The following is a 22450-nucleotide window of genomic DNA, read 5'->3' as shown; positions in this document are numbered from 1 at the left end:
TGACCGTGCATGCTCAGATAAAGTCGTTCAGGATATCTTCGATGACGGTACACGCCGACGAGATCCGGTCGCTGTTTTCGAACGCCATGTCGGAGATGTACCGCACCGAGGTGCCGCAGTATGGCACCCTCATTGGGCTGGTAACCGACATCAACACTGCAACGATGGCGAGTGACCCGGAGCTGGAACAGGCATTGCGCCGCAGCCACGAGTTGGACCGGCTCGGTGTCGAGCGTCACGGCGCCATTCGTCTCGGCACGCCGGAAGAACTCTTCAACATCCGCCGCATCTTTGCGGTGCTCGGCATGCATCCGGTCGGCTACTACGATCTGTCGGTCGCTGGCGTGCCTGTCCATTCCACGGCCTTTCGCCCTGTCGAAGACGAAGCGTTGCGAAACAACCCGTTCCGCGTTTTCACCTCGCTTCTTCGCCTCGAGCTGATCGAGGACGAAGCGCTGCGCAAAATGGCGGCGTGCATACTAGCGCAGCGACAGATCTTCACCCCGCGCTCACTCGAACTCGTCGAGGTCTTCGAGGCCGAGGGCGGCCTTGAGCAGGCTGAGGCCGAGGAGTTTGTACGCGAGGTTCTGGAGACTTTCCGCTGGCATAGCGACGCCACCGTGACGCTTGCCACCTACAACAAGCTGCACGGCGCTCACCGGCTGATTGCCGACGTCGTGAGTTTCCGCGGACCGCACATCAACCACCTGACGCCGCGCACGCTTGACATAGACGCGGTGCAGGCCAGCATGCCCAAACGCGGCATCACGCCCAAGGCGGTCATCGAGGGCCCGCCGCGTCGCGAGTGCCCGATCCTGCTTCGCCAGACCAGCTTCAAGGCGCTCGAGGAGCGAATCGAGTTCAAAGCAGCAGAAGGGGCCTTGGTAGAGGGCAGGCACACGGCCCGGTTCGGTGAAATCGAGCAGCGCGGTGTTGCGCTTACGCCGAAGGGACGCAAGCTCTATGACAGGCTCCTGGCGTCGGCTCGCCGCCAGGTCCAGGTTGGCGTGGCAGGCTATCATGCCGGTACCTACGAGAGCCAACTGACAGAGCGGTTCAAGGAGTTTCCCGACAGTTGGAACGCACTTCGCGAACAAGGGCTCGCCTATTTTCGCTACGCACCGACTCGGGAAGGCCTTGCCGCTGCTGCAAGCAAGCAGATCCTGCGATCAGTCGATGAGCTCGTCGCGAGCGGCCATTTGCATTTCGATCCGATCATCTATGAAGATTTTCTGCCGGTCAGCGCCGCGGGAATCTTCCAATCGAATCTCGGTACCGACGAGCAACGGAACTATTCGGAATGTTCCAATCGGGGCGTTTTCGAACAAGGCTTGGGAGTTAAGGTCGCCAACGAACTTGATCTCTACGCCGAGGCGCAACAGGACTCGATCGACGAGGCATTGGCGCAGTTGAGCAAAGCAGCACGCAAAGCGCCATGAACACAGTGCAGCGGATCGGAAAGGCCGCGACGGCCGATTTATTGCGGATCTTTGGCGCGCTGGGGCGCTCCGGTTGCTGTGGCGACTTCCCGCCCAGCCTCGCTAGCCGAATTCTGCTCGCCGCCAACGACAGCATCTTTCTTATCGTACCGGTCACGGTTCTTCATCCACGTGAGGAAGACGACTTAGACCGCGTTATTACTCCTGCCGCTTCAGGCGATTTTGAGCGCACACCGCTTTCGGGCCGTGGCGGTGGAAACCGGCATCAACAGTCAGTTGCCGACGTCGGTGTGGCCATTGAAAGGTCGCGGAACAGGAACCTGCTCAAGCGAGGCTTCTTGCTGAAGCAGGTACGCTCCCGGTGCCACCAACTTACCGCATCTCTGTCACGCACCTGTCGCCGCCAATACGCATTCCTAACATTTGGAGGAACACCATGACTTCCCACGCCACGCAGATCGCCCGTCCATCGCTCGCCGACGAGGTCGCCGCGATCCTCAATCGCTGCGGGGTCGATGTCGCCGCCCTGACCGCTGGCGAGCTCATCGTGAGATCACCCATTTCGGGCGAGACGCTAGCGCGAGTGAAGACGGTCGATACCGCAAACGCCAACAAAGCCATTGAGAACGCGCATTCGGCCTTCCTCGAGTGGCGACTGGTGCCCGCGCCTAAGCGCGGCGAACTGATCCGTTTGCTTGGCGAGGAGCTCAGGGTGGCCAAGGCTGACCTCGGACGTCTTGTCTCGATAGAAGTGGGCAAGATCCCTTCGGAGGGCCTGGGCGAGGTCCAGGAGATGATCGACATCTGCGACTTCGCGGTCGGCCTGTCCCGTCAGTTGTACGGCTTGACGATCGCTACCGAGCGTGCCGAGCACCGCATGATGGAAACCTGGCATCCACTCGGCGTCACCGGCATCATCTCGGCATTCAACTTCCCTACCGCCGTCTGGTCGTGGAACGCGGCGCTTGCCCTGGTCTGTGGGAACTCTATCGTCTGGAAGCCGTCGGAGAAGACGCCGCTAACCGCGCGAGCGACTCAAGCCTTGTTCGGCCGGGCGGTCAAGCGCTTCCAGGATGAAGGCGGAAGCGTGCCACATGGACTTGCGAGCGTGCTGATCGGCGCCCGGGATATCGGCGAGGTGCTGGTCGACCATCCGATGGTGCCGCTGCTCTCCGCCACCGGTTCGACGGCGATGGGCCGCGCGGTCGGTCCTCGCGTCGCCTCCCGTTTCGGTCGCTCAATCCTGGAGCTGGGTGGAAACAACGCGGCAATCGTCACCGCCACCGCGGATCTAGACCTGACCCTGCGCGGCATCGCCTTCTCAGCGATGGGCACCGCCGGGCAACGCTGCACCTCGCTGCGGCGCTTGTTCGTGCATGACAGCGTCTATGACAGCTTCATTCCGCGACTGAAGAAGGCCTATGCCTCCGTTTCGGTCGGCAACCCTCTCGAATCGGGAAACCTCATCGGCCCCTTGATTGACAAGGCAGCCTACGACGCACAGCAGGCCGCCCTTTCCGACGCAAGGGCCGCTGACGGCAAGGTCTTTGGCGGCGAGAGGCTCGATGCCGGCTTCGGCAAGGACGCCTACTACGTCCGCCCTGCGCTGGTCGAGATCGCCGAGCAGACAGGTTCGGTTGAAAAAGAGACCTTTGCCCCCATCCTCTACGTGATTCGTTACAGTGATTTCGATGAGGCCCTGCGGCTGCACAACGCCGTTCCGCAAGGCCTGTCGTCGTCGATCTTCACCAATGACCTGCGCGAGGCCGAGACTTTTCTTTCCGTGCGAGGTTCAGACTGCGGCATCGCCAATGTGAATATCGGCCCATCCGGCGCCGAAATCGGTGGCGCGTTCGGCGGCGAAAAGGAAACTGGCGGCGGGCGCGAATCCGGCTCGGACGCTTGGAAAGCGTATATGCGCCGGGCCACCAATACCATTAACTACGGTCGCAGCCTGCCGCTCGCTCAGGGCGTGACGTTCGAAGTCGAGTAGGCAGCGAAGAGGTCGCCGCCCGAAGCCACGCTTGGCTGTGATGTCCAGGCGCCACGGTCGCGATGTATGGGCGGTGAGCCCTGCCGGTGTCCTCCCCACCGGCAGGGCGCTTCTAACATGAGACGACATCGAAGATGGCGCGAGCAACCGCTTTAAAAAGCGTGCAGATCCCCTGCACGCATGTTCCACTTTTTTGGAGTGTTCCTGCGATGGTCAAGTTCCTGCCGCTGAAACAAGCCGTTGCGGAGAACTTGAACAATGGCGACTCCGTTGCCTTCGAGGGTTTCACCCATCTGATCCCGACAGCCGCCGCGCATGAGGCGATCCGCCAGGGGTTTCGCGACCTGACCCTGATCCGCATGACGCCGGACCTGATCTACGACCAGATGATCGGGATGGGCATGGCGAAAAAGATCATCTTCTCCTATCTCGGCAATCCCGGCGTCGGCCTGCTGCGGCGCGCCCGCGACGCCATCGAGAACGGTTATCCGCGCGCGCTCGATGTCGAGGAGCACAGCCATGCCGGCATGGCCAACGCCTATGAGGCAGGTGCTGCCGGTCTGCCTTGCGCGGTGTTTCGCGGCTATCGCGGCGCCGGGCTGGCGACGGTCAATCCGAACATCAAATCGGTGGCTTGTCCGTTCACCGGCGAGGTGCTGGCGGCCGTTCCTTCGATCCGGCCAGACGTCACCTTCATCCATGCGCAGAAGGCCGACAGGAAGGGCAATATAATGGTCGAGGGCATCATCGGCATCCAGAAGGAAGCTGTGCTGGCGGCCAAACGTGCTGTGGTGACGGTCGAGGAAGTGGTCGACAATTTCGACGATCTGCACCCCAACCTGACCGTGCTGCCGCGCTGGACGATCGCGGCGATATCCGTCGTGCCCGGCGGTTCGCATCCGTCCTACGCGCATGGCTACTATGCGCGCGACAATGCCGCCTATCTCGAATGGGACGAGATCGCCGCCGACCGCGAGAAATTCCAGGCGTGGATGCAGGCCAACGTCATCGAGAAGAGCGCCGACGATTTCGCGGCCCGCGTCGCGCATCTGAGGAAAGCGGCATGAGCGAGCTGTCGTTCAGCCCCAACGAGATGATGACCATCGCCGCCAGCCGTGCGCTGCGCAATGACGATGTCTGCTTCGTCGGAATCGGCGCACCGTCGGCCGCTTGCAATGTGGCGCGGCTGACGCATGCGCCCGACATCACCTTGATTTACGAGAGTGGCACGATCGGCACTGCGCCAGACGTGCTGCCGCTGTCGATCGGCGACGGCGAATTGTGCGAGACCGCCGTGACCACCGTCGCGGTGCCGGAGATGTTCCGCTACTGGCTGCAGGGCGGCCGTATTTCGATCGGCTTCCTCGGGGCGGCGCAGCTCGACAAGTTCGGCAACATCAACACCACGGTCATCGGCGACTATTTCCACCCCAAGACCAGGCTGCCCGGCGGCGGCGGCGCGCCGGAAATCGCGACGTCGTCGAAGGAGATCTACATCACCATGGCGCAGACCAGGCGCGGCATGGTCGAGAAGATCGATTTCTTCACCTCCTTCGGCCATGGCGAGGGCGGCGATCATCGCAAACGGCTTGGCATCGACACCGCAGGCCCCACACTATTGATCACCGATCTCGCCATCTGGAAGCCGGATCCGGTGACGAAGGAATTCACTGTCGTCTCGCTGCATCCCGGCGTCACGCGCCAGCAGGTGCAGGAGAGCTGTGGCTGGGTGGTTAGGTTCGCCGAGGCGCTTGACGAAACGCCGACGCCAAGCGAACTCGAACTCACGACATTGCGCGACCTGCAGGCCCGCACCAGGGCGGCGCATGAAGGAACCGGAAAAGCAAAGGCTGCATGACATGGCCGAGGCCTATATCTGCGATTACATCCGCACGCCGATCGGCCGTTTTGGCGGTTCGCTGTCTTCGGTACGATCAGACGATCTCGGCGCCATCCCGCTAAGAGCGCTGGTCGAGCGCAATCCCGGCATCGACTGGCAGGCGGTCGACGATGTCGTCTATGGCTGTGCCAACCAGGCCGGCGAGGACAACCGCAACGTGGCGCGCATGGCGTTGCTGCTGGCCGGACTGCCGAAGGAGATTCCCGGTTCGACCGTCAATCGCCTGTGCGGCTCCGGCATGGATGCGCTGACCATTGCAGCCAGGGCCATCAAGGCCGGCGAGGCGGAGCTGATGATCGCTGGCGGCGTCGAATCGATGAGCCGCGCGCCCTTCGTCATGCCCAAGGCCGACACGGCGTTCTCGCGCAATGCCGAGATCTACGACACCACCATCGGCTGGCGCTTCGTCAACCCGCTGATGAAGAAGCAGTATGGCGTCGATTCGATGCCGGAGACCGGCGAGAACGTCGCGGAAGAGTTCGCCATCTCCCGCGCGGACCAGGATGCCTTTGCCGCGCGCAGCCAGGACAGGGCAGTCGTCGCGCAAGCCAATGGAAGGCTGGCCAAGGAGATCACCCCAGTGACGATCCCGCAGCGCAAAGGCGATCCGGTTGTCGTCGCCAAGGACGAGCATCCCCGAGCCGGCACCACCGTCGAGGCGCTGGCCAAGCTGCCGACGCCGTTCCGGCAGGGCGGTACGGTGACGGCCGGCAACGCGTCGGGCGTCAATGACGGGGCGGCGGCGCTCATCGTTGCCTCGGAGGCCGCCATGAAGAAATATGGCCTGACGCCGATCGCTCGTATCCTTGGCGGTGCCGCCGCCGGCGTGGCGCCGCGCATCATGGGCATCGGCCCGGCGCCGGCGACGCAAAAGCTCTGCGCCCGTCTCGGCCTGACGCCGCAACAATTCGATGTCATCGAGCTAAACGAAGCCTTCGCCTCCCAAGGCATCGCCGTGCTCCGCCAACTCGGCATCGCCGAGGATGCCGAGCACGTCAACCCGAATGGCGGCGCCATTGCGCTCGGCCATCCGCTCGGCATGTCGGGGGCGCGCATATCAGGCACCGCGGTGCTGGAATTGCGCGAACGCGGCGGCCGCTATGCGCTCGCCACAATGTGCATCGGCGTCGGCCAGGGTATCGCGATCGCGTTGCAGCAGGTGTAACTCTCCGGTGATCAGTACAGCGGACCGACGTAATTCTCCGCAAATAACTTTGCGTTATTTGCCAAACCGGCGTTCCTTGAGCGCATCGCCGATTGGCATTCGATCAATCCGCAGCCAAGATTGCCGCCATTTCAGGGTGGTCTTGGTAGCGCTGTCGGGTCGTCAGTCACTCGATGGGCCGGGTTGTCTTCAGGTGGAGTTTGAACCAAATACCGGTCATCCCATGTTCATGGTCTGTGCCTCGAAAGTCGCATAAAAAGGCAGTGTGGAACGCGCTCGCGCGGCACCGTCGTCATGTTCCCGGCAGCCGTCGCAGGCCGAAGGCGCCCCTATTCCAATCTGGAAAAACGCTCCCGTTGACAGAGAGCGTATAAGTTATAAGTTGGGCATGTCGCAGCGTTTGTTCCTTACCCGCAGTGGGGCCGCATCTCGTGATCCTCGCTTTCAGAAGCTATTCGTGGCGAATGATGAGCAGCATCGTCGGGATCGTCGAGCATCAGCGGGGTCTTCGTCGCATTCCGGCGAATGAGCGGTTCCACGAGAACAATTTTCAGTGGTTCGGCCTGACGATGGATTCCTTCGAAGCTTACGATCGTGATGCCAACGTCGTGCTATTCCCGGATAGGCAAGGCAAGGTCACTGAACGTCCGGGTTTCACCATTTTCTTCGGTGCCTTGGCGATGCCGGACCGCCGCGGTTCGTCATGCCACGACGCGGGACGCCACGCCCTTCAACACGATCGGCGCGCGCCGTGAGCCGCCCCAACGTGGGCGGGAACCGAATTGCGCGAGCCTCGCTAGAAGCGTCACAGCGCAATCTGGCTCGTTGAGCCGATCATTCATAGGACTACCATGAGCGAGACAGAAAACATCTATGTCGTAACCGGCGGTACGCATGGCATTGGCGCCGCCTGTGTCCGGCGCCTTGCCAAGCAGGAGAACGCGGCCGTCGTCTTCATCGGTCGCGACCAGGCTGCCGCGCGAGAAATCGTGTCCAGTGTCGCCAATGCGCGTTTCATTGCCTGTGATGTGCGCGACGAAGGCGAATGCCGAACCGCCATCAATGCCGCGATGACACTCGGGAATGGAAAGATCGCCGGACTGGTCAACAACGCCGGCATGACGGGGCGAGGGGCTTTCGAGAGCGCCACCGTCAGTGACTGGGACGAGATCATGACGGTGAATGCACGCTCGTCGTTCATCTTTACCAGCGCGGCGCTGCCAGGACTGCGCGCTGCGCGTGGATCGGTGGTAATGATGTCATCGGTGGCCGGGCTGATGGGCGAGGAGGGTTTGGCCATCTACTCGGCCTCCAAGGCCGCGCTGATCGCCTTGACCCTATCGCTGGCATTGGAAATCAGCGACGTGCGCTTCAACGCCGTCTGCCCCGGCCAGATCGCAACCCGGATGATGGCGGGCACGCTAGCCATTCCTGGCCGCAAGGCTCTGCTGGAAAGCCGCATTCCAGTGGGTCGTTTGGGAACTCCCGAAGACGTCGCCGAGGCCGTGGCCTGGCTGTTGTCGCCGGCTTCATCCTTCGTCAACGGCATCGTCATGCCGGTCGACGGCGGCGAGAGCGCGGGGTTGAAGGCGCTCACCCTGCCTGAAATCAGCAACGGCTTGTGAAAGCCAGTTGACTTATAACTTATAAGTAGTACGGTGGCTTTGTGAGTGAGCGACAGCGCGGACGAACCCTAAGGCGCATTCGCCGAAACGGTGACTTCCACGCATCAGCAGGTATCTCTGCTCCCAAGGCAGACCGGGGAGCCGGCGAATTTGCCGGCTCCCCACCCGGGAACACACGAAACAAATGGGGAATCACATGACCAAGACTCGCGCTTTCCAATCCATGCTCGCGGCGGCTTTCGTCACCAGCGTGGCCGTCCTGCCCAACGCCGCCCAGGCCAAGGATTGGTGGCCCTTCAAGATCAACGCGGCCAAGGGCGGCGATCTGAAAAAAGTCGAGGCACTCGACTATGTGCCGCTGGAAAAGGCCGAGAAGCCCTGGAACCTGTGCGTCTTGTTTCCGCACCTCAAGGACAGCTACTGGGTCTCGGTGGACTACGGTATCGTTGAGGAAGCAAAGCGCCTGGGTGTCAAAGTGACGGTCCTTCAGGCTGGCGGCTATGACGCGCTGCCCAAGCAGCTGTCGCAATACGACGATTGCGTCGCATCCGGTGCCCAGGGCATCCTCGTCGCAGCCATCTCGGAAGCCGGTCTGGCGGCCAAGCTGAAGGAGGGCGACGCCAAAGGCCTTGTCCAGATCGCCGTCGCCAATCCCATCCTGCAAACTCCGATCACCGCGCGCATCACTCCCGATACCTACCAGAAGGGCTTTCAGGAGGGTGAGTACCTCAAGAAGTACCTCGGCGACAAAAAGACGACCGCGATCGGCCTGCCGGGTCCGCAGGGATCGGGCTGGGCGGAGAGCTATATGGCGGGCTTCCGCGACAGCACCAAAACCGGCAACATCAAGCTCGCGGCCGAGCTCTATGGGGAGCCCGGCGTTCCGCAAAGCCTGCGCATCGTCGAGGACGCGTTGCAGACCTATCCGGATCTCAATGTCATCTGGGGCGGGGCCGCGGCGGCGGAAGCGGCCGTCAGTGCCGTCGCCGACGCCGGCCGCGACGATGTCGTGATCATGTCGTCCTACGAGAACCAGACGATGCTGAAGCTGGTCAAGGAAGGCAAGGTGCTTGGCTTTGCCGCCGAGTATCCGGTCATGATGGGCCGCATCAGCGTCGACCTCGCGGTGCGCGCCTTGGAAAAGAAGGACTACGAGAAGGTTCTGCTGGTGGCGCCGGGTATCGTGACCAAGGACAACGTCGACAAGATCGACCCGACGCAGATTTTCGCGCCCGATGGGTGGAAGCCTGAATTTTCGGTACAATAGTCCCATCTTCGATGGGCGGCAGACCTCGGCCTGGCCTGCCGCCCTTTTTGCTTCGATCTCGGTGGTGTCAAAAGATGCTTGAACTTACGGGTATGACGAAGCGTTTCGGGGGTGTGGTGGCGCTTGACGGCGTTGATTTCACGCTGCTGAGCGGTGAGGTCCATGCCCTTCTCGGCGAAAACGGCGCCGGCAAGTCGACGCTCATCAATCTGATAGCGGGAACCTACGGCTGGACCGAAGGCTCTTGCCGTATCGACAGCCAAACCGTTTCCGCGCTGACCCCACAGAAATCCCGCGATGCCGGCGTCGCGGCGGTATTCCAGGAATTCAGTCTCGTCCCCGACCTCACGGTCGAGGAGAACCTGTTTCTCGGACGCGAGTTGAAAGGGCGGCTTTTCCTGAACCGGCGCTCGATGCGCGCCCGCGCCGAGGAACGCTTCCGCGAAATTGGCTTTCACGTCGAGCTGGACAGCAAGATCGAAACGCTGACCCGGGCGCAAAAGCAGATGGTCGAGATTGCCAAGGGCATGCTTTCGGATGCCAAAATCCTCATCCTCGACGAACCGACCGCGTCGCTCACCGACGGCGAAGCGGAAAAACTGTTCGCCGCCATCGCAGGCCTCAAGGCCCGCGGCGTCGGCATCATCTATGTGTCGCACCGTATGGCCGAGATCCGTCGGCTCGCGGATCGTGTCACGGTGCTGCGAGGAGGGCGTAAGATCGACACCGTGGCCATCGCCGCGGCATCGGACGCGACCCTGATCGAGATGATGGTCGGCCAGCCGGTCGAACGACTTTATCCGTCAATCAGCCAGCGCCCCGCCGAAATCGTGCTGGCGACCAAGGGGCTGCGCGTCTCCGGCACCGTATCGGATGCCTCCATCACGGTCAGGGCTGGAGAAATCGTCGGCCTGGCGGGCCTGGTTGGCTGCGGTCGTAGCGAACTTTGCCGGGCCGTGTTCGGCCTGGAGCGGGTGTCGTCCGGTGAGATCGAACTCCATGGCGCGGTGGTTCGAGCGCCAGTGCCGCATAGCATGTTGCGTGCTGGACTTTGTTACTATCCGGCGGATCGCGGCGCCGAGGGATTGGCGCTTGGCCGTCCGGGCCGCGAGAATGTGACCATGGCGGCGCTCGACGATCCGAGACTGTCCCAGGGCGGACTGCTCAAGTCTTGGCGCGAGCGCCGGGCGATAGCCGCTCCGTTGAAGAAACTGGGTCTACGACCGATGGCGCCGGAACGCGCGGCGTCGTCGTTTTCGGGAGGAAACCAGCAGAAACTCGTGCTGGCGCGCGGTCTGATGCGCCCGGTCTCGGTCCATATCTTCGATGAACCGACGGTCGGCATCGACGTCGGCGCCAAAAGCGAGGTCTACCGGCTTATGAAAAGCCTGGTGGAGAATGGCGCGGCTATTCTGCTGTCCTCGTCCGAATTGCCAGAGCTCGTTCACCTGGCCAACCGCGTCTATGTCATGCGCGAAGGGCGCATAGTCGCCGAACTCAAAGCCGACGGCATCACCGAGGCCACTGTGCTGCGTCACTATTTCGACGCCGAAACCGGCGCCACGGAGGCGGCATGAGCGCTGACACGCTGCGGCGCCGTTTTCTGGAAACAGGCGGGATCGTCATCCTGCTTCTGGTCGCGGTCGCGGCGGCGGCCGCGATCGTCGAACCGCGTTTTCTGAACCGCCTGAACATCCTCAACGTCCTGCGCAATTTCTCCTTCCTGGCGGTTCCGGCGATCGGCCAGATGATCGTCATGACCACCGGTGGCTTTGATCTGTCGGTCGGCGCCACCATGGCCTTGGCCTCAGTGGTCACGGCCGCGGCGATGGCCACGATGCCCGATGCGCATGGGCTCCAGCTGCTGGTGCCCGTGATGCTGGCCTTGGCCAGCGGCGCCTGTGTTGGCCTGGTAAACGGCACGCTGGTGGCGCGCCTTTCCCTCTCACCTTTCATGGTGACATTGGCATCGTTGTCGATCGTCTTGGGACTTACGCTCTATTACACGCAGGGTATCCCGATCTATGGCGTTTCCGACGCTTTCGTCGATGCCATCGGGCGAGGCCAGGTGCTTGGCCTGCCGCCGGTCTTGCTGCTGGCGATCGCGGTGATCGCCATCGCCATCATTCTGCAGCGTCGGACCGCGCTCGGGCGTCACTTCTACGCCGTCGGCGGCAATGTCGGTGCCGCCCGGCTGTCGGGAGTGCGCACACACCGTGTGCTGATAACCGCCTATGTGCTCTCCGGTCTCCTGGCCGCGCTCGCCGGCGTGCTGATCACCGCCCGCATCGGTTCCGGCCAGTCGGCGATCGGCGGTACGCTGGGACTGGAGACGATCGCCGCAGCGGTGATCGGCGGCGTTTCATTGCGCGGCGGCTCAGGCCGCGCCGAGAACGTCGCCATGGCGGCGCTGTGCCTGGCGATCATCGCCAATGCGATGAACCTCACGCAGATCGACAGCAAGTACCAGACGCTGGTGCTGGGCTCGGTGCTCATCGGCGCACTGGCTTTCGACCGAATTGTTCAGGGGAGGCGGGCCAATGTCTGATCGTCCAGACATGGCGGCTCCGGTTGTTCTTGACCGCGCTCGCCCGGACATCCGCCAGTTCGCGGCGCAGGCCAAGCTGCCGGGGCTTGTATTCCTGGCCCTGCTGGTTCTCGGTCTGCTTGACCCGCGCATTGTTTCAAGCGGCAATCTCTGGAACATCGCGATCCAGACCAGCTATCTCGCACTCTTCGCCATGGCGCAGACCATGGTGCTGCTGACGCGCGGCTTCGACCTTTCGCTTGGTTTTACTGTCTCGCTCGTCAGCGTCATATCGGCGATGGTGATGACCGGAAGCGGCGATATGCCGATCCTGTGGGGAATCGTCGCCGGCCTTGGCGTCGGGCTGCTGATCGGCGGGCTGAATGGCTTCCTCATCGCCGGTGTCGGCATCAATCCACTCGTGACGACGCTTGGCATGGCCAACATTGTCATGGCACTGGCATCGACCGTCAGCGGCGGCTTTCCCGTGCCGGGCGTTCCCGAGGCCTTCACGGACGCCTTGGCGGAGGGACGGCTGATCGGCATTCCGGTGCCCATCCTGTTCGCCGCGCTGTGTTTCGCACTGCTGTTCCTGGTCCTGCGCTTCACCGTATTCGGGCGCGGCCTGTATCTCATCGGCGCCAATCCTCGCGCGGCGAAGGCGGCGGGCGTTCGAACCGGACGCGTCGTTGCGACCGACTACGTGGTCTGCTCGCTGCTGGCCGCGATTGGCGCCATGCTGCTCACCGCGCGCACCGGATCGGGCGAGCCCAATCTCGGCGGCAACCTGACCCTGGAATCGATAGCGGCGGCGGTGGTCGGTGGCGTCCGGCTGACCGGCGGAGAGGGAGGCGTCACCGCGGCTCTGCTCGGTGCCCTGTTCATCACGGCCATTTCCAACGCCATGAATCTCATGCAGGTCGACGGGTATCTGCAGCAGGTTCTTTTGGGCCTCATCATTCTGGCCAGCCTGATACTGGGCCGCGATCACAAGAAACGCTAACAGCTTCGGACCTTAAATGGCATATCAAGTCTGCATCGATATCGGTGGAACCTTCACCGATTGCCTGGTTTCCGAGCCCGGTGGGAACATCTCGATCTTCAAATCGCCCACCACGCCCGGCGAATTCGAGAAGGGTTTCATCAACGTGCTGCACGTCGCGGCCGCCGGATACGGGCTCGATCCCGCGGCGTTCATGACCGCGATCGAATTGATCGTACACGGCTCGACCGTCTCGACCAACGCGCTGGTCGAGCGCAAGACCGTCAAGGTCGGCCTGATCCTCAACGAAGGACATCAGGACATCCTCGTCCTGCGCGAAGGCCCGCGCAAGGGTGCCTTCCAGTGGCGGCTCGACTATCCCGAGCCCTACGTTCCGCGCCACCTGACGAAGACGGCGCGGGGCCGCGTCGATGCGCGCGGGCGGGAGCTCACGCCTTTGTCGAGATCCGATGTCGAGGCGGCGATAGCGGACTTCCGGCGCTATGGGGTCGAAGCGATAGCGGTCGGTCTGCTTTGGTCGGTCGTCAATCCCATCCATGAAACAACGGTGCGCGATATCATCGCGCAGGCATGGCCGGAGATCCCGGTGACGCTTAGCCATGAAGTCAATCCGATGTCGCGCGAGTACAAGCGCATCATCGCGGCCGCCATCGACGCGTCGATCAATCCGATCGTGCGAACCTATATCGAGGACTTGCGGCAAGCACTTTCGCAGGCTGGTTTCCAGGGCGAGCTGCTGCTGGCCAACTGCGTCGGTGGAATGATGCCTCCCGCCGAGATGCTGCGGCGGCCAATCTACAGCGTCATGTCGGGGCCGACGCTGGCGCCGATGGCGGCGCTGGCGCTGAGCGACGAAGCCAATGTCATCGTCGGTGACATGGGCGGCACCACATTCGACGTCTCGGCTTTGCGTGACCACCAGATCATCGTCACCCCGGACAGCATGATCCACGACGACTCGCTGGGGATCGCGAAGGTGGATGTGAGATCGGTCGGCGCCGGCGGCGGGTCGATTGCCTGGGTCGATGATGGCGGCCTGCTGCGGGTCGGACCTCAGAGCGCTGGAGCGCGGCCGGGGCCGGCATGTTACGGAGCGGGCGGCACCGCGCCGACGGTCACCGATGCCAATGTCGTGCTCGGCATCATCGACCCGGATTATTTCCTCGGCGGCCGGATTAAGATCAGCCGCGATCTGGCCGAGAAAGCGGTCGCGAGCATCGCGACGCGGCTCGGCATCCCGCTGCTCGACGCGGCTTACGCCATCCAGACCACCAGCAACCACAACATGGTCGGGGCCATCGAGGAAATCACCATTCGCGAGGGCATAAACCCACGCGACAGTTTCTTTGTCTGCGGCGGCGGTGCAACCGCCATCCACATCGCCGAGATGGCCGACATATTGGGCTTGAAACGCTACATGATCCCGCGCTTCATGGCCGGGCTGAGCGCGTTCGGCGGGTTGATCTCGGATATCACGCGCGAGGAAAGCGCGGTTTTTCTAACCTCGACCCGGCGCTTCGACGCCGCCGGCGTCTCCAACATCCTGGCGCGGTTGAAGGTGTCGGGCGAGGCATTCCTCGAACAGGCCGGCGTTGAGCCAGATCTCCGGCGTTTCGAGTTCTCCTTTCTTGGTCGCTACGAATACCAGTCCTGGGAGATCGAGGTCCATTTCGAAGCCAACGAGGCGCGTCTCGACGCGGCGAAACTGCCAGGTCTCGTCGAAGCGTTCCATCAGATGCACGAACGCATCTATTCGATCAGATCCGACCGCGACATTGTCGAATTCACCAACTGGAAGCTGCGCGCGGTGGGCAAGCGGGCCAATCAGGATGCCTGGAAGGATTTCAGGCTGGCCGACCAGGCGACGGCGCCGGTCGCCAAGACCCATCGGTCAGCTTATTTGCATGAAACCCGGCGGACGAGCTCTCTGCCTGTTTACGACATGGACCAGCTGGGCGCGGGGGCGGCGCTTGATGGGCCATGCCTGCTGGAGGCGACGACGTTCACCGCCTTCCTGAAGGACGGACATCGCGGGCGCGTCGACCCGCAAGGCAACATCGTAGTGACCGTCGATTGACACCAACCTTCCCGAACAAGGCATCATAAAATGAATTCACCTGTGATTCGCCTGGAGACGCCAACGCGCCGCGTCGATCCGTTCCTGATGTCGGTTCTGAAAAGCCGGTTCGAGGCGGTGGTGCGGGAAATGACGCTGGTCGTGATGCGGGCCAGCCGCTCGGCGGTGATCAAGAACGCCCGCGACCTGAGTTGCGCGATCCTGACCTATGATCACCGCCTCGTTTCCACCGAGGACGCGCTGCCGATCCACGTCATGTCGATGGATCTGGCGACCCGTCCGATGACGGAGTTGTTCGACGATATCGCCGACGGCGACATCTTCCTCAACAACTGCCCCTACACGGGTGGCACCCATCATGCAGACCTGATCATGGCGATGCCGATCTTTTTCGATGGCAAGCCGCTGTTCTGGGCCGTGGCGCTCTCCCACCACGCCGATACTGGCGCGCCGACGCCTTCGACCTATCTGCCATTCGCCAAGAACGTTTATGAGGAAGGGATCCACTTTCCCTGCGTGCGCGTGGTCGAACAGCACAGGGAGAAGCAGGATATTCTGCGCATCGGCATGATGCGCAACCGTGTTCCAGACATCTGGCTGGGCGACGTGCGCGCCCAGATCGGCGCCTGCAGGACCGGTCGACGCCGTCTATTGGAACTGTTTGAAAAATACGGCCGCGACACGCTGCTGGATTTCGTCGAGGACTGGTTCGACTACGGTGCGCGTCGCGCCATGGCCGAGATCGCCAAATTGCCGAAGGGCAAGTTCTCCTACGAAGTCCGCCATGACCCGGTCCCCGGCGTGGCGGAGGAGGGCATCCCGGTCAGGATCACCATCGATGTCGACCCTGAAGCCGGCGAGATCACGGTCGATGTGCGTGACAACATGGACAACGTCCCTGGCGGTCTCAACCTGTCGGAAAACACCTGCACGGGCTCGTGCCGCATTGGCGTCTTCAACAATCTCGACGACGGCATCCCGCACAACGAGGGTGCCAAGAGCCGGATCAAGGTGTTGATGCGCGAGGGAAGCGTGGTTGGCAAACCCCGCTACCCCGTAGGCACTTCGGTGGCGACCACCAATGTCAACGACCGCTTGATCATCGCCGGCAATTGCGTGTTCTCGACCATGGGAGAACCCTACGGCCAGGCCGAGAGCGGCTCGCACCTGCCGGCCGGCATCGGCGTGATTTCAGGCAAGGATCCGTTCAAGGATGGGCAGCCCTACGTCAATCAGGTCTTCATTGGCTACGCCGGCGGCGGCGCGCGTCACGGTTACGATGGCTGGCTGACATATTGCGGGCCGGCGAATGGCGGCCTGATCGCGCTGGATTCCGTCGAGGTGGACGAATCCATGTACCCCATCATCATTGAATCGCGCGGCGTGGTGGCGGACACGCAAGGCATTGGTGAGTTCGAGGGCGCTCCCGCCGTGGGCGGTGTCTTCTATCCCGTCGACCACGAAATGACACTGGTCTACTCGGCCGATGGCACAACCTTTCCGCCGCGTGGCGTGCTCGGCGGCGGTGACGCCAAGGCCAGTCATAGTGCCAAGCGCGGCACGGACGGCAAGCTGGTGGAATTGCCTGCGTTCCATGAGGAGGCGTGTCGCGCCGGCGAGCGCATCGAGTTCGTTGCCTGTGGCGGCGGTGGCTACGGCGACCCGACCAAGCGCGATGTCCGCCGTGTCGCGGCCAGCGTTGACCGCGGCTGGCTGACGGGCGAAGCGGCTCGCCAATCCTACAAGGTGGCCCTGGTGCTGGACGCCGAGCAGGGCGTCTGGGTCGTCGACCAGGATGCCACCGCGCGCCTTCGGGCGGCCTGAGCCAGCGCGAAGAGAGGTCGCCAGCAAATGACCGGCGGCTTCGATCACGCCCGCTTGGCGGCCGCGTCCTGCTCGTCGAAATACCGCAACAGGTTCATGCCACCGCGCACGATGTCGCGTTCGATCGCCTTACGCGCCACCTTCTTGTTGCGGGTCCGGAACGCTTCGATCAGCGTCTCGTGCTCCTCCGCGCCGATGTAATCGTTCTCGGCCTGCAGATAATACACGTTGAGGATAGGGCCCATCGAGACCCACAGGCTTTCGATCTGGGCGATCAGCATATCCATCTTGGACAGGCGGTAGACGCCGAAGTGGAATTCACGATTGGCGCGACGGGCGCGGTCAGCATCGCCGGACGTTTCGCCGGCCACGAAATCGCGATGGATCTCGACAAGCTTTTCGATGTCGGCCTCCGAAACATGTTCGACAGCGAGTTCGGCCGCTAGTCCCTCGAGCGCGATGCGAATGAGCCGGACCTGCCAGTAACGCGACCGCGTCAGCTCTGGAACGGTGATGAACCGCCCGGACCGCAGTTCCAGCGCCTGCTCGCTGACGAGCCTGAAACAGGCCTCGCGCACAGGCGTGACGCTGGTGCCCAGCCGTTGCGCCAGATCCTGCATCAACAGCCTTTCGCCCGGCCGGAAATTGCCGGCGATCAGGGCTTCGCGCAGCGAGATATAGGTTCTCGCCGACAGACTGCCCTGCTCGATTGGCTGCATCGTGCTCATGGTCCACCGCTGCAATGTTGGCCGCACCGAATCGGCAACGATAGGGTACGAGACGCTCTTATATCCTATAAGTCCGGTTGCGAAACATGGCTAGGAGCTGGCGGGTTTCCGAGCGGAGAGCTTGCGCAGGATTGTCTCGATGATATCCAGCGACTTCTCGACCGTCGCCCGGTCATGGCTCCCTGATAGGTAGAGACGCTTGAGCGGAAGCGGCTGACCGATCAGCCGGTTCACCACCATCTCCTTGCGGAATGCGAGATCGAAGACATCGTCGTTGCGCAGCAAGTCCTGGTAAGTCGCGGTAAGGACCGCTGAGGAAATAGATCAACCAGACCGAGCCAAACCCGGCGCTCTGCGCGGGCAGGCGGAGGCGAGTTATTATTCCGTCCAACTCCGTCCGCATGAAAGCGCCAAGGGCGAAAAGACGGTCGTAGAAGCCTGGTTTCGCCAGCTCCTCCATCGTCGCCTGCATGGCGGCGAGCGTCGACGGCGTGCCGTTGAAAGTACCGCCCATGAACACGGATCCTTCCCCGGTCCGGCCGACGAGCTCCATGAGATCGCGACGACCGGCCACCACGCCGACCGGATAGCCTGACGAGGCCGCCTTGCCGAAGGTCGCGAGATCAGGCGTGACGTCGGCGATCGACTGATAGCCGCCGAGCGCGTGGCGAAAGCCGGTGATGACCTCGTCGAAGATCAGCACGACACCATGATCGCTGGTCAGGCGACGCAGGTCGCGCAGGAAAACATCCGTCGCCATCACCGACCCGATATTGTGAGCGATTGGCTCGATGATGATCGCCGCGACCTTGCCTGGATTGGCCTTGAGATAATCCTCGACGGCGCCGGCATCGTTGTAAGGCAGCACGATTGTGTGACGGGCGGCATCATCGAGGATGCCGGCGCTGATCGGGTCGTACTTGCCGATCGCCTGCGCGTGCGACTGTACGTTCATGGCGACATAGTCGTGCCAGCCGTGATAGCCGCCTTGGAACTTGATGATGCGCTTGCGACCGGTGGCGGCACGGGCAAGGCGCAGGGCGTGATAGGTCGCCTCCGATCCGGAATTGCAGAAGGCAACGAGATCCGCGCAAGGGATGCAGTCGACCAGCGCCTCCGCCACCTCGATCTCCAGCCGCATCGTTCCCGCACCGACAAGATCGATGTCCTGGGAGACCGCAGCGATGCGTTCACGCACCGCCGGATGACAGTGGCCAAGCACATTGGCGCCGAAGCCGCAATGGAAGTCGGTGTACTGGTGTCCCTCGACGTCGTAGAGAAACGCACCCTGCGCCCGGGCAAAGACATGCGGCGCGCCGAGCCTGCGGCTCGGGCTGAGCAATCCGCCCGGCATCACCGCACCGGCGCGCTCGATGAGTGAGGTGGTGTTATTCTGATCGTTCATCGTAATGTCCGTGCATGCCCATGGTTGTCCGCCGCTCAGCCGAGGGCCTCGCGGACGGTGGCCTCGATTCCCGCCGCGTCCAGACGGTAGTGCTTGTAGAGATGCGTCGGCGGCGCGATCAGGCTGTATTCGTCGCGGATGCCATGGCGTATCAACCGCGCCGGGCTGCCCGCCTCAGCCAGGATTTCCGCCACGGCGCCGCCCAGACCGCCGAGGATATTGTGTTCCTCGATGGTCAGAATGAAGCGGGAGTGAGCCGCGGCCGAGAGCACTGCCTTGGTATCCAGCGGCTTGATCGTATGCATGTCGATCAGCCCGACGGATTTGCCCGCCGCGCGCAGCGCGCGGTAAGCCTCCCGCGAGGGATGGACCATCGAGCCGCAGGCGATGATGGTCAGGTCCGATCCTTCGCCGTGAACGATCGCCTTGCCGAACTCGAAGTGGACGCCGTCTTCATAGACCACCGGTTCCTGGCCGCGGCCAATGCGGAAGTAGATCGGCTGCGCATGATTGACAGACGCCTTGACCGCGGCCGCCAGTTGCGGGCCGTCGGCCGGCGCGACGACCGTGAGGTCGGCAATGCTTCGCATGATGGCAAGATCCTCCGTCGCATGGTGGGAAGTGCCGTAGAAGCCGAGTGAAATACCGGCATGATGACCGATCAGCCGCACCGGCAGTGCCGAATAGGCGACGTCAGTTCTGATCTGTTCGCAGCACAGCAGCGCGAGGAAAGAAGCGAATGTAGCGACGAACGGCATGGCGCCTGTGCTGGCCATGCCGGCAGCAGCCGAAACCATATTCTGTTCGGAAATGCCAAATTGGGTGAAGCGTTCGGGAAAGCGCTGCGCGAACCGCACCAGCCCGTTCGAATACTGCAGGTCGGCCGTACCCGCCACGACCGGATAACCCTCTTCGACCAGATCAATAAGCGCATTGGCCAGGTAACTCAGGCCAGGCGCGCGCGCGTTGATCTGGCGGTACTGCCAGGAGTTGGTATCGATCGGGCCGTTCATTGTGCTTTGCCTCCGCGCTTGATCTCTTCGGCGGCCAGGGCCTCGTCCGATGGCGCGAGATAGCCCAGATGCCAGCCGGGTTCGGTTTCCATGTAACCAACGCCCTTGCCTTTAGAGGTCTTGGCAATGATGCAGACGGGCCGGGTGCGATCTGCCTCGGCCTTCAACTGTCGCAGCAGCGTCGCGAGAGCGACGACGTCGTGCCCGTCGACCTCGTGCACCCGCCAGCCGAACGCCGCCCATTTGTCGGCCAACGGTTCGATGCCGATGATGTCGTCGACCTGCCCGTCGAGCTGGTATCCGTTACGATCAACGATGGCGATCAGATTGCCGGCCTTATGGTGGGCGGCAGATAGTGCCGCTTCCCAGACCTGGCCCTCCTGCATCTCGCCGTCACCGAGCAGGACATAGACATCGAAGCGCCGGTTGGCCGCACGGGCGCCGAGCACCATACCGAGGCCGCCGGACAGGGCATGGCCGATCGACCCGGAGCTGAAGTCGACGCCGGGTACCTTGCGCATGTCGGGATGATCGCCAAGCGGATTGCCGAGCCGGGTGTAGCCATCGAGGACATCCTTGGAGAAGAAGCCCCAGTCGACCAGCAGCGGGTAAAGGCCGACCGCGGCGTGTCCCTTGCCCATAAGGAAGCGGTCGCGGTCCGGCCATTGCGGCTCGCCGCGCCTCAGCCGCATCGCATCGTAGTAGAGCGTGGCGAATATTTCCGCGCAGGAAAACACTGACGAATAATGCCCAACCTTGGCGATCTGGATGAGGCGCAGCGTCTCGAGCCGGACGAACTCTGCCCTGTCGCGCAACAGGGCGATCCGCTCCGCGTCGGGTCGTAAGGCGATATCTGATGGGGTGGGTGGCTTGGGCATTGAGCGCGACTCCGAGGATCATTTTTTCTCGACAACTTATAAGTTATAAGATATTCCTCGCCGAAGCAACCGCCTATCTGGTCGCAAGGAGAATTTTGATGAACAACGAATCGCGCGTACTGGATATGGCCAGGCACTTTCATTCCCAAACCGATCCACGCCTGCATGAGGATCATGGGCCGTTGACGATCGTCGCCGGCGAAGGCGCGACCGTCACGGATGACGCGGGCAACCGCTATATCGAGGGCATGGGCGGACTCTGGTGCGCCTCGCTTGGCTTCAGCGACAGCCGGCTGGCTGCCGCTGCTGACCGCCAGATGCGCAAGCTGGCCGTCTACCACACTTTCAATCACCGCTCGAATGAGTCCACCGTCGAACTCGTCGAACAGCTTACCGCGTTGGCGCCGTTCGACAACGCGCGCGTCTTTCTGGTTGGCTCCGGTTCGGAAGCCAATGATACGATGGTCAAGCTCGCCTGGTATTACCAGGCCGCGCGGGGGCGTCCGGAGAAACGCAAGATCATCAGCAGGTTTGGCGCCTTCCACGGCAGTACGATCATGGGTGCGGCGCTGAGTGGCCTGCCGCATATGCACAAGTCCTTCAACCTGCCGCCGCTTCCCATCATATTCGCCGCGCGTCCGTTCCACTATCTCGATAGTCTGCCGGGCGAGGCGGAGCATGACTACGCCACGCGCCTGGCCCAGGAACTCGAGGCCCTGATCCTGGCGGAGGGGCCAGAGACGATCGCCGCGATGATCGCAGAGCCAGTCATGGGCGCCGGCGGCGTGCTGGTGCCGCCGGAGGGTTATTTTCCAAAGGTTCAGGCGGTGCTGCGCAAATACGACATCCTCATGCTGTCCGACGAGGTGGTCTGCGGCTTCGGACGCACCGGAAACTGGTTCGGCAGCCAGACATTTGGCATGGAACCCGACATGCTGTCGGTCGCCAAGGGGCTTTCATCCGGTCACCTGCCTATTGGCGGCGTCATCATCTCCGACAAGGTCTACCAGTGCGTCGCCGACGAGGCACACAAGGTCGGCGTGTTCGGTCACGGCTTCACCTATTCCGGCCATCCGGTGACAGCGGCCGTCGCCGCCGAGGCGATCAGGATCTACCGCGAGATCGATCTCGTGAGCCAGGCGCGCCGTCTCGGCGACTACCTGCATGCAGCGCTCGCGGACGCGCTAGGCGACCATCCGCTGGTCGGCCAGGTCCGCGGCCGCGGTTTTATAGCGGGGATCCAGATCGTCGAGGATCGCGCCACCCGTCGCGCCTTCGCGCCGGAGCTCCGGATTGGCACGGATGTCGAGCGGCGGTGCCGCGATCATGGCGTCATGATCCGCAACATGGGCGACGTGCTGGCGATCTGCCCGCCCTACGTTATCACCCCGAATGAGATTGATGCCATGGTCGATGGCATTCGCGCGGCTCTTGATGAGACGCCAGCGGCATATCCGCGGACCGACCAGTTGGCATGAAGACGTGGGGGCGGCGCGAGACGTCGCGCATAGGGCTGGAGCGCGGCCGGGGCGTCGCTACGCGATCGCCCGCCAGCAGGCTCTCGAGCGCTTCGTTCTGCCGCGATAAGGCGCTTCGCTAAGGCGCG

At 62.8% G+C, this 22450-nt stretch carries 18 protein-coding genes; 14 read left to right on the top strand and 4 right to left on the bottom strand.

What is annotated here, in order from left to right:
* The first annotated feature begins 41 nt into the window (after nt 1-41).
* The 13 genes from hglS to NKH80_RS15675 all read left to right on the top strand — a co-directional run bounded on the left by hglS (nt 42) and on the right by NKH80_RS15675 (nt 16820).
* Nucleotides 42-1439, top strand: a complete 1398-nt coding sequence (hglS, locus tag NKH80_RS15735; RefSeq protein WP_352992370.1) for a 2-oxoadipate dioxygenase/decarboxylase HglS — start codon at nt 42-44, stop codon at nt 1437-1439.
* 436 nt (nt 1440-1875) lie between these two features.
* On the top strand, nt 1876-3432 hold the full coding sequence (gene amaB, locus NKH80_RS15730) for an L-piperidine-6-carboxylate dehydrogenase (RefSeq protein WP_352992368.1): 1557 nt from the start codon (nt 1876-1878) through the stop codon (nt 3430-3432).
* Between the two features lie 209 nt (nt 3433-3641).
* Nucleotides 3642-4499 carry a CoA transferase subunit A gene (locus NKH80_RS15725; RefSeq protein WP_352992366.1) on the top strand — a complete coding sequence of 286 codons (858 nt, stop codon included), beginning with the start codon at nt 3642-3644 and terminating at the stop codon, nt 4497-4499.
* Complete coding sequence (locus NKH80_RS15720) at nt 4496-5290, top strand: CoA-transferase subunit beta (protein WP_352992364.1); 795 nt, start codon at nt 4496-4498, stop codon at nt 5288-5290. Before NKH80_RS15725 ends, NKH80_RS15720 begins: the two co-directional genes overlap by 4 nt.
* Before the next feature lies 1 nt (nt 5291).
* Nucleotides 5292-6497 (top strand): 3-oxoadipyl-CoA thiolase, encoded by a 1206-nt coding sequence (pcaF, locus tag NKH80_RS15715; protein WP_352992481.1) that lies wholly within the window; start codon nt 5292-5294, stop codon nt 6495-6497.
* A 464-nt stretch (nt 6498-6961) separates the two neighbouring features.
* Nucleotides 6962-7252 (top strand): hypothetical protein, encoded by a 291-nt coding sequence (locus NKH80_RS15710; RefSeq protein WP_352992362.1) that lies wholly within the window; start codon nt 6962-6964, stop codon nt 7250-7252.
* A 96-nt stretch (nt 7253-7348) separates the two neighbouring features.
* Nucleotides 7349-8122: an SDR family NAD(P)-dependent oxidoreductase gene (locus NKH80_RS15705; RefSeq protein ID WP_352992360.1), complete on the top strand. Its 774-nt coding sequence runs from the start codon at nt 7349-7351 to the stop codon at nt 8120-8122.
* 196 nt (nt 8123-8318) lie between these two features.
* A complete protein-coding gene (torT, locus tag NKH80_RS15700) occupies nt 8319-9389 on the top strand; it encodes a TMAO reductase system periplasmic protein TorT (RefSeq protein ID WP_352992358.1) in 1071 nt (356 codons plus the stop codon).
* Nucleotides 9390-9463: 74 nt separating this feature from the next.
* Entirely contained in the window at nt 9464-10966 is a 1503-nt protein-coding gene (locus NKH80_RS15695; protein ID WP_352992356.1) for a sugar ABC transporter ATP-binding protein, read from the top strand.
* Nucleotides 10963-11937 carry an ABC transporter permease gene (locus tag NKH80_RS15690; RefSeq protein WP_352992354.1) on the top strand — a complete coding sequence of 325 codons (975 nt, stop codon included), beginning with the start codon at nt 10963-10965 and terminating at the stop codon, nt 11935-11937. Before NKH80_RS15695 ends, NKH80_RS15690 begins: the two co-directional genes overlap by 4 nt.
* The gene (locus NKH80_RS15685) at nt 11930-12919 is read left to right on the top strand and encodes an ABC transporter permease (protein ID WP_352992352.1); all 990 of its coding nucleotides are present in this window, start codon (nt 11930-11932) and stop codon (nt 12917-12919) included. Before NKH80_RS15690 ends, NKH80_RS15685 begins: the two co-directional genes overlap by 8 nt.
* A gap of 16 nt (nt 12920-12935) precedes the next feature.
* Entirely contained in the window at nt 12936-14996 is a 2061-nt protein-coding gene (locus tag NKH80_RS15680; RefSeq protein WP_352992350.1) for a hydantoinase/oxoprolinase family protein, read from the top strand.
* A gap of 30 nt (nt 14997-15026) precedes the next feature.
* On the top strand, nt 15027-16820 hold the full coding sequence (locus NKH80_RS15675; protein ID WP_352992348.1) for a hydantoinase B/oxoprolinase family protein: 1794 nt from the start codon (nt 15027-15029) through the stop codon (nt 16818-16820).
* A gap of 44 nt (nt 16821-16864) precedes the next feature.
* Here NKH80_RS15675 and NKH80_RS15670 read toward each other — a convergent pair whose 3' ends face one another.
* From NKH80_RS15670 to NKH80_RS15655, 4 genes are all read right to left on the bottom strand, one after another.
* Nucleotides 16865-17548 carry a GntR family transcriptional regulator gene (locus NKH80_RS15670; RefSeq protein WP_023685589.1) on the bottom strand — a complete coding sequence of 228 codons (684 nt, stop codon included), beginning with the start codon at nt 17546-17548 and terminating at the stop codon, nt 16865-16867.
* Between the two features lie 172 nt (nt 17549-17720).
* A complete protein-coding gene (locus NKH80_RS15665; RefSeq protein WP_352992346.1) occupies nt 17721-18953 on the bottom strand; it encodes an aspartate aminotransferase family protein in 1233 nt (410 codons plus the stop codon).
* Between the two features lie 35 nt (nt 18954-18988).
* Nucleotides 18989-19966, bottom strand: a complete 978-nt coding sequence (locus tag NKH80_RS15660; RefSeq protein ID WP_352611104.1) for a transketolase family protein — start codon at nt 19964-19966, stop codon at nt 18989-18991.
* On the bottom strand, nt 19963-20844 hold the full coding sequence (locus NKH80_RS15655; protein WP_352992344.1) for a transketolase: 882 nt from the start codon (nt 20842-20844) through the stop codon (nt 19963-19965). Before NKH80_RS15655 ends, NKH80_RS15660 begins: the two co-directional genes overlap by 4 nt.
* 98 nt (nt 20845-20942) lie before the next feature.
* Here NKH80_RS15655 and NKH80_RS15650 point away from each other — a divergent pair, with 98 nt between their 5' ends.
* Nucleotides 20943-22322, top strand: coding sequence for an aminotransferase (locus NKH80_RS15650; RefSeq protein ID WP_352992342.1), 1380 nt, complete (start codon nt 20943-20945; stop codon nt 22320-22322).
* The last annotated feature ends 128 nt before the right edge of the window (nt 22323-22450 follow it).

The sequence above is a fragment of the Mesorhizobium sp. M0904 genome (assembly GCF_040319475.1).
Lineage (GTDB): Bacteria > Pseudomonadota > Alphaproteobacteria > Rhizobiales > Rhizobiaceae > Mesorhizobium.
This window is presented reverse-complemented; position numbering and strand designations above follow the sequence as displayed.